This window comes from Knoellia altitudinis (assembly GCF_042666355.1).
GTDB classification, from domain to species: domain Bacteria; phylum Actinomycetota; class Actinomycetes; order Actinomycetales; family Dermatophilaceae; genus Knoellia; species Knoellia altitudinis.
The window spans coordinates 2,234,555-2,249,872 of sequence record NZ_JBHTDK010000001.1; the positions used below are offsets into that span (position 1 = coordinate 2,234,555).

Here is a 15,318-nt window from a genome sequence, read left to right on the forward strand (position 1 = left end):
GTCGGTGGTGGACATACGGCAGTACTTGTCGAGGAACGTGCGGAGTGATCCCTAGACCTGCGGCAGCGGTGCCCTCGCCGCCGTAACCGTGGAGCCGCGTGGTGGGCCCCGTGGGACTCGAACCCACAACCTACGGATTAAAAGTCCGCAGCTCTAACCATTGAGCTAGAGGCCCGGGGGTTCCACGCTTTAATCCACCCAAGCCTCTACGGAACCCTCCACGGAAGTATGCCCGACCCCGATGGGTCCGGTGGGCGCGGGGCTGGCCCTCCCCGACGGGGGCAGGGCGACCTCCGCTGTCAGCAACAGGATCGCCCACACGTCCACGGACGATATGCCGTAGACGTGTCGCCTCCCGCCACGTGCCACAGCGTCTGTTGTGAGCCTCACGCGGCACGATCCGGCTTGACCGCCCTCAGCCGACCGCCCCCGGCTCCGGCTCCGCCACAAGCATGTCGTCCGCATCTACCGTGGTGTCCCAGAGTCCGACCTTGCCGTGGATGTCACCCACCCCATCAACGTCTGCGTAGTGGAGGGAGGCGTTCTCGAAGGAGCGGAACTGCCAGATTGCTGCGTCCATCTGACTAGCGTTGAACACACCGATCTTGTTTAGCAGTCGGAAATCCTCGACCGTAAGGCCCGTTACTCGGGTGAAGAGGTCGGAGTCCAGCGACTCGATGATGTCCTTCAAGGCCTCCTCTCGGAAGTCGGTTACGTACATGAAGACGGGGATCTTGGCAAGGAACTTCTGCAACTTCTCGCGGATCTGCTTCTTGACACTGTTCGACTCCTTCTTCTCCCTCTTCTCGTCGTCGTCGAGGCTCTTCTTCCCCTTCTCGCGTTCGGCCTTCTTCAACTTCTTCGTCGATGTCACAACCTGCTGGGCCATGTTCGCCAGGTTGCGGAAGTCTTCAATCTGCTCCAGGGCTTCAAGAAGGTCCGGTTGATCCAGCAACGCGCTGAGAGTGTGCTCGTTGACCTCCACCAACAGTGGGTCGTTCCAGCGACGAGCGAGCGCGGAGGCACCGACACCGGTGGTAGCGATGTTGAGCACGTCCGCCGCGTCGAGTTGCAACATGGCCCCTCCAGAGAACTGGAAGATCGGAAGGTAGTTGATCAGTTCACCGATCGCCTGCTGCGGCGTGGTTTCGCCGGTAGTTCCAAGTTTCAGTCCGTATTCGGCGACTAGGCCGAGGGCTCGGTTCGGATCAAACTCGAAGACCATCAGAAAACTGGATTCCTTGTGATTGTTTGTTTTCCTCCTTCAAGCCCCTGAGTCGCGTGAACGGCGCCCGCGCATGGCAATGGGCAGTTCGACGCTCTGCCCATTGCGGGGGAGTTCACCCCTTCGGAGGCGCCATGAAGTCCGTCAAGGACCCGCGCAACCGCGACGCGGTCGGTAATCTCACCGATACGTGACAGTGCGCCTGGGCAAACACCAGATGTCCGGCGGTCGATTGAGAGTGGTGCGCGCATGGCGGGGGAGCAGGCTCAGGCAATGCGGCCCGGGGCGGACGTAACCGAGGCGCTGCGGGTCTGGCGCGATGGACTGGTCAACCTCACCGGCACCAACCGACCGTTGAACTTCAAGCACTCCAAGTCCGGGACCATCCCCATCCTTGAACCGAGCCTGGCGGAGATCTTCGATGGGCTACGTCGAGGTGTGGAGTGGCGATTCGAAGGTGAACCAGATCCAGACGACCTTCTCCTAGGTGGTGGCGACGGGTCGAACCGGCAGGTGACTGGCAGCAAGCCGCGACTGCGTTGCCGCAAGACCAACAAAGACCTGGGCCCAGCGCTACGGAACCTGGCACGCCGCGCCAACCAAGAGTTCATGGACCGCGGACTGTCGGTGATGTACGTGGCGTTGGGGATGCTGCACTGGAAGGACGTCGACGACACCCAATACACCAGCCCGTTACTGTTGGTGCCGGTGCAGTTCATCCCAATGGGTCGCAAGAACTGGCCGCACCTCAGGGTCAACACCGACGACGACCCGACAATCAACCCTGCCCTGGCTTTGCGGCTCGTCGAGTTCGGGGTGACCCTGCCGACGGTTGACGACCTGAGCGACCTGAGTGTCGAGGCTCTCCTGAACAGGGTCCGTACTGCGGTGGCCGCCAAACGCGGCTGGACCGTGTCGGAGGAGGCGGTGCTGTCCGCGTTCTCCTTCATGAAGGAGGCGATGTACCGCGACCTCGTCGCCAACGAGGCCACCATCACCGGACACCCGTTGGTGAGGGCGCTGGCGAACCAAGACCCGACCAGCCAGGACGGGGCGCTGCTGTTCGACGAGATTGATCCCGGCGACATCGACCGTGATGCTCCACCGGAGAACACCCCGCTGGTCCTGGACGCGGACTCCTCTCAGCGGGCATGCGTGGCTGCGGCGGTTGCCGGACACAGTTTCGTGATGGATGGCCCACCTGGAACGGGCAAGTCCCAGACGATCGCCAACATGATTGGCGCCTTGCTACACGCCGGGAAGACGGTGCTGTTTGTCTCGGAGAAGGCTGCCGCGCTGGAGGTGGTGCGCAACCGGTTGGCGCACGTCGGGTTGGAGAACTACCTGCTTGAACTGCACAGCCACAAGGCCAGCCGCAAAGAAGTCGCCACCCAGTTGGCCACGGCCCTGGACTCGATCGCGGTCGCCCCGGCCGGGATGGGCGCGATGGACCGTCGCCAAGCGGCCGAAAAGCGTGAGTCGCTCAACGCGTACGCGGCCGCGATGAACCGTGTGCGCGACCCCTTGGGGCAGTCCCTGCATCACGTGCTCGGCCTGATCTCCGCACTTGACCACCTGCCCGCGGCGCCCACACCCACGAACCCGGGAGCGGGTCTCAGCCAAGAGACTCTGGCCGATATCGCCGACGCCGCATCAAGGCTTCAGCGGGCCTGGCGCCCCGCTACCCAGGGAACCAGTTACCTCTGGCGGCAGGTCACCGACCGCTCCCCACTGGACGCCCGCCTGTACTCCGCCGAGAACGGGCTGGCGGAACTGTCAGGCACCGCCGCTCATAACGCCGACGTCATGGACGCCTTCGCCCTGACGACCCTGAGCGACCTGCACGTCCTGGTGTATCTGCTGGGCCTAGCCGGAACCCGACCCACGGGTGTTCACCACGACTGGCTCACCACCAGCGACTTCACCTCCGTGCAGCGCACCGCCCACACACTGACCGCCCACCTGGACACCATCCACGCCGCCCAAGAGCATGTCTCCCACGTCGCAGGCGTGCCCTTTTCCGCACTACCGGATCCGGCCACCCTCCCGGCCCGACCCACGCTGACAGGGCTGAGCCCGGCCCCCGTCGGACTTAACGACCTCACTGCCGCAGACGCCCGCGCGATCGCCGACCGCTTCGAGCGGGACGCGACGCTGCTGGAGGAGCGCCTGAGCGCCGCTGCCAGCCTGGCCACCGCCCTGCGTCTACCCTCGGTCAGCAGTATCCAAGACATCGACACCCTGCTGAATCTGGCCGACGCCCCGTTCGTGCCACACCGACCCGAACGCGCATGGCTGACCCACGACGGGCTCACCCAGGCCCGTGGCGCCGCCCAGATCCTTCGCACCCGCGTCACCGACCTCGACACCGCCGAAACCGCCGCCCGCCGCCTCTACACCGACGCCGCTCTCGCCCAGCCCCTCACCGACCTGCACGAGCGGTTCACCAAAGTCCACAAGGGCCTGCGCAAACTGTTCGGCGACTACCGGCGCGACAAGAAGACCGTCGCAGCGTTCACCACCGAGATGGTCAGCCTCGAAGACGCCATCCACGACCTCGGGCTCGCGGTCACCTGGTCCCAGTCCAGAAGCGCGTACGACATCGCGGACACGTCGATGGGGGCCACCCTCGGCCGGTACTGGAAGGGCCGGGACACCGACTTCGACGCCGTCGACCAAGCCCTCGCCGTGGCCGAAGACGTGCTTCACCGGACCCCCGAAACACTGCTGCCTGCCGTCACCGACCACGTCACCTCCACGCCGGAGCCAGCGCTCAAGGCGATCATCGACCAGACCCGAGCCGACCTGCTGACCTGGCGCACATCGCTCGCGCCCGCACCCGCGAGAGCCGCCAGACCGGACCTGCTGCTGGCGCCGCTCGACGACGCGATCACCTGGTTGCGGGCGCACCTGGTGCCGCTGCGGGAGGCCGCCGCGATCGCTCAGGCCGTCAGCGACGCCAGCGGCCGCACCATTACCCTCGCCGAGGCCGCCACCCTGCTGGCCGCCCGTCAAGGCGTCGTCGACGCGCACGCGGCGCTGGCCGAAGCCGCACCACGGTTCGAGGCCGTCCTCGGGGAGGACCAGTACCGCGCCGCCAGCACCGACACCGCAGGCCTGGCGACCGCCCTCGCCTGGGCCCAAGACGTACGCACAGCCCGCTACGGGGTCGACGGACCCTTGAGTGCGGAACAGGTCAAGGCGCTGGGATTGGCCAGGCTCACCGACCACCTCGCGACCGCCCTGCAGAACTGGGAGTCGGCCGCCGCAGCGATCACCGCCGCGTTCCACCCGGACCGGCACACCGAACTCACCCGAGAACTCGACGACCGCGACTCCGCCGCGAGCCTGCTCGCCGACCTCCGTGCGGATAACACCGGCCAAGAGGAATGGATCGCCTACACCCGTGCCACCGACGACCTCGCCAGCCACGGCCTGAGTGACGTCGTCCGCTTCTGCGTCGACAAGCACGTCCCGGTCGAGGACGTGGGTCGGGTCATCCAGCGTGCGGTGCTGCGTTCCTGGGCCGACGCCATCCTCGCCGCCGACACCGACCTGCAGCCGCTGCGCGCCGAAGACCGGAGCGCCCTCATCGAGCAGTTCCGAGTCCTCGACCGTCAACTCATTCCCGCGGCCACGGGCGACATCATCCGCGCGGTCAACTCCCGCCGACCGGCCTCCACGGACGTCGGCGAACCTGCGCTGATCCGCCGTGAGGGTGCCAAGAAGAGCCGCCACGTCCCGGTGCGGCACCTGATCAGCAGGACCCGCACCACCACGTTGGCGATCAAGCCGTGCTTCATGATGTCCCCGCTCGCGGTGTCGCAGTACCTACCGCCGGACATGAAGTTCGACGTGGTGATCTTCGACGAGGCCTCTCAGGTCACACCGGGCGACGCCGTGAACTGCGTCTATAGGGGAAAGGCTCTGATCACCGCGGGCGACGACAAGCAGTTGCCGCCCACTTCGTTCTTCGACCGGATGGCCGACGACGAAGCCGAAATCGACACTGACGTCACGGACTTCCAGTCCATTCTCGAACTGTCCAAGGCCTCGGGTGCCTTCCGCAACCTGGGTTTGCGTTGGCACTATCGCTCCCGGCACGAGTCCCTCATCGCCTTCTCCAACCAGAAGTTCTACGAAGGCAAACTCGTCACCTTCCCCGGCTCGCACAGCGAGGGCCCGGACGTCGGTGTCGAACTGTTCCACGTCCCCGGCGAGTACCGGCGCGGAACCAGCCGGGACAACCCGATCGAGGCCGACCACGTCGCGAGGCGGGTCCTCAACCACTTCGACACGCGCCCGGACACGTCTCTGGGCGTCGTCACCTTCTCCGTCGCTCAGGCCGACGCAATCCAGTCCGCCCTCGACCGGGTCATGGACCAGCGCCCCGATCTGGCGGACCACCTGGACGGTGATCGCCTCCACGGCTTCTTCATCAAGAGCCTGGAGTCGGTCCAGGGCGATGAACGTGACGTGATGATCTTCTCCATCGGGTACGGACCCGACGAACACGGGAAGGTCACCAGCAACTTCGGCGCCCTGAACAAGAGCAAGGGGTGGAGGCGCCTCAACGTCGCCATCACCCGCGCCCGCCAACGCGTCGAGATCGTCACCTCCATCCGCGCAGGAGACATCCCCGACAGCATCAACGAGAGCGTGCGTCACCTCACCGGCTACCTCGACTTCGCCGAGAGGGGAATGAGCGCCCTCGCCCTCGACCTGGGCCCTTCCGGGCTGGACACGGACAGCCCGTTCGAGGACTCGGTTCTGGACGCCATACACGCCATGGGCTTTACCGTCGAACCCCAGGTCGGTGCCGCTGGATACCGCATTGACATCGGCGTGCGCCACCCCGCCCACCCCGGCGTGTACGCCATCGGGATCGAATGCGACGGGTACATGTACCACTCCTCGCCCGCCGCCCGAGACCGCGACCGCCTGCGACAGCAGGTCCTCGAAGGCCTCGGTTGGCGACTGCACCGCATCTGGGGCACCGCTTGGTACCGCGACCGCGCCACCGAGACCGTTCGCCTTCAGGCTGCCATCGAGGACGCGATCAACGCCCCCGTCACCGGGCGCCTCTCCGGGGTCGTGGACCACTTCGAACGCGCGGAGGTCGCCTTCGCCGAAGTGGACCGGACCGCACCCCCGGCCTGGGTCACCCCCTACGTCGAGGCCACCGTCCCGCGCTTGCCGCGATGGGCCGACCCGTCCGATCCCGGTGCACGGTTCGACATGGTCGAAGGCATCGAAGTCCTCGCCCGCGAAGAAGGACCGGTCCACATCGACGTGGTCCACCAGCGCCTCCGAGACGCCTGGTACATCGGGCGCGTCGGACAACGCATCCGAGAGAACATCCACGCCGCCATCCGTCAGGCCAACGTCACCTTCGACGAGGAGTTCCTCGACATCCCAGTGCGAGCCGACGCGCCCGTGCGTGTACCCACCGACGACGGGGTGGGCCTACGGAGCGCGGGCCAAGTTCCGGACGTCGAGATCCGCAACGCTCTGACCAACCTGCTCAAAGACGCGGGAACCGTCAGCCACGAAGACCTAATGACCGCCACTGCTCGCATCTTCGGCTGGAACCGCCGCGGCCAGGACATCACCAACCGCTTGGACTGGGTTCTGCGGCGAATGCGCGAGGGCGGCATCGTCAGCCTCGAAGGCGGCACCGTGCGGCTGCTGTCGGAGGACTGACCCGTGGCATCCCAGCGCCTCACGCAACTGAGCGCCACGCCCACCCAAAGCCATGGAACGGGTCCACGCCGGTGAGCGGTGACGTCCGAGCCGCAGCAGTGGGCCCCGCTTGGGTGGACCACTCGTCAAAACACGTGCCCGGACTGTTTCCCCTGTCGGTGGAGAGGGTCTTCAACCAAGTCGTCGCCGAACACGCGTTGGCGGTCACCACCGTCACCGCGGGTGCGCGCTACTACGCCCTCCACGGCCTCGTGGCGCATGAAGCCACCAAGAAGGACCTAGAGCAGGAGACGGCGAGGAACTTGCTCCGACGGTGCGAGGTGGCCATCGCCTTGGCCACGTTGGCGCACCACGACAGCGACGAGCACGACTGGGACCGGGGCGTTTCACCGCACGCGGCAGAGCGCCTCAGGCCCCTATGGCGGCAAGGCCCGATCAACCTGCCCGCTATCGCCCAAGACGGTGAAGGCACCTACATCAAGAACAAGTGGGGGGTCCTCGGATCGACCTACCGAGGCGCCGAGATGACCATGAAGATCTTGGAACCCTCGGGACTCACCCCCGGCCCCGGTTACGACGACGCGGCCGTACGACCCGCCTTGAGGGACATCTTCGACCTCGCTGCGCTCGAGCACGTGAGCGACGGGGCCGCCTTGGAGTACGGGCATCTCTGCCTGTGCCGTGCCTCGACTGACACGGACAGCGGGTGGTTACGCCGCATCTTCACCGTGCCAGATGCCCAGCCGGACACCCGTGGCCACCGACAAGCCCACACGACCCGGATGCTCGCCCGCGCCATCACCCACGGCCGCATCCACGCCCCCGCGGATGTGATCCCCTTCCTGATGGCGCACCCAGAGGCGATCGACGCTGGCGACGGCGAGGCAATCTCTCGGCGGTGGCGTGGCATCGCCTTCAGGCACGAATCCGTCAACGCGTGGCGCCAGACGTGGCAGGCGCTGTCGGAGGAAGTCGCCTCCCGTGGCGTGACCACGCGACAGCAGATGCGGGACTGGTTTGCCGACCAAGCGACCGCGGACACCGTGCGCTCGTTCACGGCCGCCCTGCCCGCAGTGGTGAGCGACACCGGCGCACCCACGCTGGCGGAACGGCATGAGCACGTACAAGCACTCAATGGTGTGCTGCCCCACATCGCCGTCGCCTGCCTCGGCGCGCACAGGTTGTCGACCCTTCATGCTCAGGAACGACTCGGGTTCGAAGGTGGGCCAGGAACCCCCACGTGGGCCCTGGAAGAGGAACTGTCACCACGCTGGGTTCTGCGCCGCATTGAGACCTGGGGCGACCGGCCCATGGCGGACTTCATGGCCGCCCTGTCCGACGTCCTCATCGACCGCGCGCAACGGCTCTCGCTGCAGAAGGCGCGGTTCGACCGCAAACGCGGGCAGGTCGTCATCCCCGGACGGATTCACACGCGAGACGACCTGGTCTACCGCGTCTACGCAGAACAGGCTCGACCGCCCGCCCTGCGACTGCCCCAACTGATGAGCATGTGTCACCAAGTGGGTCTGTTCGACTCGCCCCTGTCGGACCCACCAGCGAAGCCCACGACCGACGCTCGGCCGGTGTGGCGGCTCACCGACGCAGGAGCGAGCCTTGTCTGACGCAGCAGGCACCTCCGTGCAGCAGCCGTCGTTCCGGCGACTCCTGCTCGCCGAGGCCGCCCGCGACGACCGGCAAGCCACTGAGGCTCTGCTCTGCACATACGGCATCAACCTGGGCTTCTTCGAGAGCCACCTCCTTGGTCCACTGAGGTCCACCGGCGCCGTCGTGACCACCCTGAGCGACGCCCATGCATTCCCCGTCGATACCCGGGCCATGACCTCCGCCGGGATCTCCTACGTGCCTGCCGTCGCGGCAATCGGAGGGGCCTTCCACCCGAAGGTCAACATCCTCGCCGGACCACGACGCGCCATCATCTCGGTCGGCTCCGGCAACCTCAGCATGGACGGCTGGCACAACAACGACGAACTCTGCACCGTCTTCACCGCGGACATTGACGAGGGGTGCCCTGCGGTCGTGGCCGACCTCGTCGACTGGTTGGACACGCTCCCCAGCGCGGCCCCCGCCATCAGCCCCGCCGGAATCGATGCTCTCGGCCGAGTCGCCAACACGCTGCGAACGCTCGCCGAGGGCACCCAACCGATCGAGACCGGCCACACTCTCGTCCACAACAACAGCACGTCGATCATCGACCAACTGCCCACCGAACGAGCGCACACGCTCAGTCTCTACGCCCCCTTTCACGGCGCAGGCGGCCACGCCCTCGAAGCGCTCATCGAACGTTTCCAGCCCTCCACCATCGCCATCGCCGTCCAAACGCAGGACCTAGGCGACCCCGTGAGTATCCGAAACCGCACCGTCATCGACCCTCCCGCCCTCCGGCGCGTCGCAGAGAAGGCAGGTGTCTCACTCTCCTTCCTCGCCACCGCCCCGCACCCATATCGGCACGGCAAACTCATCGAGGCAACACTGGCGAACGGGCACACGTGGACCCTCACGGGCAGCGCCAACCTCTCCAAGGCAGCACTGCTCAACGCGGTCATCAACGGCGGCAATAGCGAGGTGGGGCTCATCACCCAACCGGTGGCCACGTCCCTCTTCCCGCCTACCGACGGAGCACCTCTCGACGGAGCACGCCTGCAAACAGTCACGCTCCTCGACTCCACCGGTGACGTCACCCCGCGCGAGCCGGTGACCCTACTGTCGGCCGAGATCCACGACGGCCAGATCGTCGTGAACCTCTCCGGTCCTGCTCCTTTCGCGGTCACGGTGGAGATCTCGCACTACCGCAGCCAACCCGACGAGCACACCACGTTGGGACGCATCCCAGTGGGCGCCGTGACGCACGCCTTCGAAGCCGACTACCCCGGGGGATCGCGTGTACGACTGTCCTGGACAACATCCGAGGACACCCGAACGTCATCAGCCAGCGCACGCCCCCTGATCGACCGCGGCACGGTACGACGCCGAGTCAGCAGCGGCTCGGGCAACAAGCACACACCCACCGAACCCACCCAGTTCTTCGAAGACCCAGCAACCTCGGCCGCCTGGCTCAACGCCGTCCAAACCATGGCCACACAACAGGCCACGAAGACCTTCACCCCGAGGACCCCGCCACCCGCCCCAGTCGCTGCCGGTCTAGCCCCGGCCCAGGGATGGCTCACCATCGACGACCCCGACACATGGCAGGGCTACCTCGACGACGCGACCACCAGACTCGGGGAAACCATGGTCGTCTTCGCGCTCGGCGGTCTCCCTCGGATGGCGGCTCTAACCGCAGCGACGCCCACCGCAGCCCCGGACTGGGTAGACCGGCCAGACAAGCAAGACGCCAGCGCCGAGGAAGGCGCCACCATCGAGGAAATCGAGGAGACCGCGCCCACGGAGACGACCGACACCCCTCCGCGCGACTGGGCCCGCCTCACACGGCAGCGAACAACCGCCGAGCGCAAGCGGGTACGGAACTGGCTGAGAACAGTGGTGGACGCCATGCCCCAAGTCGCAGCCATCGACCGCCTCGCCATGTACCGCATCATGCTGCTCGGAACGGGCGGGCGGTTCTGGGAGGCCGACACAGGACCCGACGGCTGGTTCGACCTCCTTGCCGACGCCACCGTGCACCTCGACGGCCACGACATCCCCTCCGCCCTGTACGGCCCGATCGGCGCCGCCGCTGCAGCGGGCACCTACCTGCTGGATCAGTGCGTCACACCTGGGTCAGACACGCGCGACGCGCACACCTACCGCCACGTGGTCGAAGCGGTCGAGCACCTTCTGTTGGGAATCGATGACGTCGCCCTGGACCAGACACTCGACAACATCCCAGACCCCAGCGGGCTTGCCATCGATGCTCAGGTCGTGCGCGCCCGCGCCGACCTCATCACAGACCCCAACCCGGTCAAGAACCTCATCGCCGACGCTCGCCGCCTCATAGACGACCTCGACGACATTGCCCTTCTTCGCCCCGGAGTGTGGAGACTCGTCGGCGAGTTCACCGACCCCGGCAGGGCCGCAGCCGCCATCCTCGGCCTCGCACCGGAGGAACCAGTCGTGGCCGCTTGGGCCACCGGCCGCAACGAACGGTGGGCACTGCTGATACGCCACGGTTCCACCCTGACGTGGGTGGATCGGCACGGCGGCCACAACCGATATCGCGACTTTCCCCTCGGACAGATGGTCACGCCCTCCTCGCTGGCGGTAAACCCTCAAATGCAGGTCGACCGTCGCGTCCGAGTCAACAACATCACCGTCCCGACGGACGCTGCTGCCGAGGCCCTGGAGCACTGTCGCGTCTGGATCGAAGACAGCGGACCCGAGGTCACATCGTGAGTGCCATGGCCGTGGATCCCCAAGAGTCCGCGGACGCCTTCCGAAGGCGGTTGCGGGCTGCTTGGTTTGGGCCGGAACCAGTCGCGACCTCGGACCCGGTCGCGACTCTCAATGAGAACGTGCACCGCCTCGCCCTAGCGGTGTCCGAGACCGATGACGCCGTGAGAGCGGCCACTCAGTCGCCGCCGCGACTGACCCCCACTGACGTGGATGATCTGGGTGCGCTCGCCCGCGAATGCGTCGCAGACCTTCCACACCCGGCGCCGATCGACATTGCGGCGGAAGAGTCCGCGGACCTCAGGGTCCTGTTCATGGGACGCACCCAAGCAGGGAAGAGCACCCTGCTGGAAACGTTCACCCGTGGCACCGGAGAACGTATCGGGGACGGAAGTCAGCGGTTCTCACGAGACGTCGAGACCCGCAGCGCAGCGACACTGCCGGGGATCGTCGTCGTCGACCCGCCAGGGGTGGGTGCCAGTGACGGACAGCACGATCGCGACCTGGCATTCGCCGAAGTGCCTTCGGCCGACCTCATCGTCTGGGTCGCTAGCAATGACTCCACACAAGCATCGACTGCGACCGCGCTGCGTGAACTGGGTGCCTATGGGAAACCACTGATCGTTGTGCTCAACTGCCGCTGGGACCTCGACGACGATTTCCGCTACCACGAGTTCCTCGCCGACCCGTCGGTCGCCTTCGAGGACCATGAAGGACACATTGACGTTGTCACCCGTCACTTGGCTCAGGCTGGGGTGCGCCCAGTCGGTGTGGTGATGGTTCACGCACAGGCTGCCTTTCTCGCCACACAGATGCATGGTGCCAACTCACGTTCGCTGCAGGACGCCTCCCGTTTGGCGACGCTGAACGCCTTGCTGATCCGCGAACGCGACTCGCGCGCCGACCAGCGCAAAGCCCTCAAAAGGGTCGACCAGGTGCGCCTACCCACGATCCGTTATCTGGCCGCGCTCAGCGCGACCGCTCTGTCCCTCAAGGTGTACACCGAGAGAGGCGAGGCGATTGCCAAAGACCTGTCGCAGCGGCTGACCCGAGAAGCCGACCGACAAGACGAACTGCTCACCGCAGAACTCGACGCCATCTTGCAGAAGCGACGCACTTGGCATACCCACGCCGACATCGATGAAGATCTGAACAAGGCATGGGCAGCCGAAGTGGAGCGCATGCAAGAGGAGATGAACGCCGCCGTCCGCGCGAACCGGGACAGCCTGGCCAAAAAGGCGGAAGAGGCGACCGCCACCGTTCGTTCCGACTGGGAAACCATCCCCCTTCAGGGAGACCTTGGGTCGTTCACGGACTTTGGTTCGGTATGGACCAACCGTGCGGGACTCACCATCGCTGGTCTGGGCAAGGGATACGGGGCCTACTGGGCCATGGGGTTTGGTATGAAGATGGGGGCGGCACTTGGCGCGAAGTGGGGGGGCGTTCTTGGGACGGCGGAGGGCCCGATCGGCGTCATCGCGGGTGTAACCATCGGAGCCGCGATCGGTGCCATCATCGGTGTAGCCCTCACCGCGGTACAACGCGTCTGGGAGGGCCTCTTCGTCGGTAAGGCAGAGGTCAACCGCCGCCGCCGTGAGGAACTGCGCAAGCAGATCCACCCACACCTCGATGCGATATCCAAGAACATCCACGAATGGCGACAGGGCCAGACAGCGCAGATCCACGAGGGCTTCGCGAAGCACTTCGCCACGATTCGGTCAGCACTCAGACATGAGCACGAGGTGCTCAGGGCGTGGACCGAGGCTGGTGACGACCTCGACGCCCAGGTCGCTGACCTTGACACGCACACCGCCCGAACCCTGCTGGCTCTCACCGGCCGACGGCGCCTCGCCGCCGACGTCACCCGAGCACGACGACAACAGGGAACAGCAGTCGCCGTTGAGTACTCATCCCGTGGCTTCGCCGAAGCAGCACTCTTCCCACCGGTCGATACCTGCGAAACCCTTCTAGCCGCTGGCCCACCCAAAGCACAGGCCGCCGCCGCCCAGGCACTCTCGCTCGCCCTGGCACTCACACCAGCCCTGCCCAAACTTCGGCACGTCGGACAAGGGCGCGCCGACCTGCACTTCGACGAGCCCATTCCTGCCGGACTCACCGGCTCCTGGGCCCTGCTGCTGTCCACTTTCACCGGGCGTCCAGTCACCATCACGGCGCCGCCCCCACCCAGCCCGACCAGTCCGCAGGAGAACCCCTCGTGAGTGACATTCTCATCCATGCCGCCCAAGAACAAGCGTCCCTGCTGGCCCGGCGGCTACGTTCAGCCATCTCCTCGATCAACCACCCGGACGCGGCGAGACTATTCGCGCGAATCGACCCGCTTAAGCACCCCATCCCACAACTAGTCTTCACCGGTCAGTACAGCAGCGGGAAGTCCACTCTCATCAGAGCACTAACGGACGGTTCTGCCGACGTCGTGAGCGACTCCGACATCGCCACCGATTCCGTCACGCCCCACGACTGGGACGGACTGGTGACCCTGATCGACACCCCCGGCGTCCAAAGCGGCATCGACCGCCATGACGCACTGGCCGAAGCCGCCATCGCCGGAGCCGACCTTGTCCTGTTCGTCGTAACCCCCGACCTTTTCGACGACGCCGGTGTGACGCACCTGCGTCACACCGTTGATGACTTGGGCAAGGCGGACCAACTTCTCATCATTTTGTCCAAGGCCAACACGATGACTGCGGCACCGGGAGTCCGCGAAGCGGCAGTACGAAAGGCCCTAGCCTCCACATGCGGAGAAGAGATTCCCTTCGTGGAGTGCGACGCCAAGGACTACCTGCGCAGCCTCGACCTCACAGATGAACCCGTGCGTCAGCAGGGGTATCTGGCTCGCTCGAACTTGGCCGCCGTCCGCGAGGCCATCAACGACATCACCGCCACCCGTGGCGACCTGGCCAGATACCAGCAACCCCTGCAGAACCTCAGCGCCGTCGCTGCTGAAGCGCAGGCCCTGATCACCGACGATCCCCATGAATCCGCCGCGCTCGCCCTGCTTGCTCGCCAGCGCGCCAGTCTGACCGCGCGCCGAGGCCGAATCGATGCCGACCTGCAGATACTGCGGTCCGGCTTCCTCGCGAGCACGCTTCAGGCTGCCGAGTTCTTTGCTGACGGCATCGAGGCCATCGAGGATCTCCCCGACGGCCCTGAGCGCACTGCCCGAGTGGAGGCACTGGCCCATAACCTCAACCAGCGTCTCGACCAGGCGGCCGGTGAAATGGGCCAAGGAATCACCCGACACCTCCAGATCCAGTTCGACGACCTCGCATCCGAGGTGCGCGAAATCGAAGCGTCGCCGCACGCACGCGTCGTTCTCGCACTCGGGCAGCCACTCCCGGTTCAGGGCCCAACAAGCGCGGTACGAGTCCCAACACCGTCGGGGTCGTCTGCGGCCCGACAGCAGGGCACGGCGGACTGGGCAGCGCAAGCGGCCGATATGTGCAAGAAGTTCCAGTCACGGTGGGGGGCAGGCGTCGGCACAGGGCTTAGCGGCTCATCTGGGACGACGGGGCACAAGATCGTTATCGACGTCGGCCACTTCTTCGGAGCCAAGTTCAAACCGTGGCAGGCGGTCCGGGTCGCGCATCGAATTGGTCAGGCCACACGGGTGGCTGGCGCCGCCCTGGCGGTCGGCGCGGAGGTGGGCAGGGTCGTTGGTCAGGAGCGAGCCGCTGTGAAGGCCGAACGACTGCAGGCGCAACGCCGCCGAGCCTTGGTGGATGAAGTTCAGACCCAAGCCGTTCAGATCGTTGGTCAGGCCGTCGGGGAGGTGCACGCCCACCTTGATCCGCTCTTCGCCTCCGCCTATGAGGAGATTGACTCGGTCGACTCCAGCATCAGGTCGGCACAGACCCACCGATCATCGCTCACGCTGGAGTTGGAAGACATTCGAGACCAAGCGAGTGCCATGGCCAGTCAACTCAGCCGACGGAACGGCGTAGGAACTTCACCTGAGAACTGACGGTCTTCGACCGTGACGTCGAGGGGCCAGCGTCCTTGACCCGCGCGCTCGGCGTAGTGGC

The 15,318-nt window shown here is 66.1% G+C and carries 6 protein-coding genes and 1 tRNA gene; 5 read left to right on the forward strand and 2 right to left on the reverse strand.

Going from position 1 to position 15,318, the window contains the following annotated elements:
* Positions 1-99: 99 nt before the first annotated feature.
* Together ACFQW8_RS10590 and ACFQW8_RS10595 are read right to left on the reverse strand one after the other, a co-directional pair.
* Positions 100-175: transfer RNA gene (locus ACFQW8_RS10590), tRNA-Lys, on the reverse strand.
* Between the two features lie 240 nt (positions 176-415).
* Positions 416-1,225 carry a hypothetical protein gene (locus tag ACFQW8_RS10595; protein ID WP_380087163.1) on the reverse strand — a complete coding sequence of 270 codons (810 nt, stop codon included), beginning with the start codon at positions 1,223-1,225 and terminating at the stop codon, positions 416-418.
* 249 nt (positions 1,226-1,474) lie between these two features.
* Here ACFQW8_RS10595 and ACFQW8_RS10600 point away from each other — a divergent pair, with 249 nt between their 5' ends.
* The 5 genes from ACFQW8_RS10600 (at position 1,475) to ACFQW8_RS10620 (ending at position 15,257) form a co-directional block, all read left to right on the forward strand.
* Positions 1,475-6,928 (forward strand): DUF3320 domain-containing protein, encoded by a 5,454-nt coding sequence (locus ACFQW8_RS10600; protein WP_380087164.1) that lies wholly within the window; start codon positions 1,475-1,477, stop codon positions 6,926-6,928.
* Between the two features lie 320 nt (positions 6,929-7,248).
* Positions 7,249-8,550, forward strand: a complete 1,302-nt coding sequence (locus ACFQW8_RS10605) for a hypothetical protein (protein WP_380087165.1) — start codon at positions 7,249-7,251, stop codon at positions 8,548-8,550.
* A complete protein-coding gene (locus ACFQW8_RS10610) occupies positions 8,543-11,278 on the forward strand; it encodes a hypothetical protein (RefSeq protein ID WP_380087166.1) in 2,736 nt (911 codons plus the stop codon). The genes ACFQW8_RS10605 and ACFQW8_RS10610 overlap by 8 nt, the downstream gene beginning before the upstream one ends.
* Before the next feature lie 119 nt (positions 11,279-11,397).
* Entirely contained in the window at positions 11,398-13,494 is a 2,097-nt protein-coding gene (locus tag ACFQW8_RS10615; RefSeq protein ID WP_380087169.1) for a GTPase, read from the forward strand.
* Positions 13,491-15,257, forward strand: coding sequence for a GTPase (locus ACFQW8_RS10620; protein ID WP_380087170.1), 1,767 nt, complete (start codon positions 13,491-13,493; stop codon positions 15,255-15,257). The genes ACFQW8_RS10615 and ACFQW8_RS10620 overlap by 4 nt, the downstream gene beginning before the upstream one ends.
* Positions 15,258-15,318: the final 61 nt, after the last annotated feature.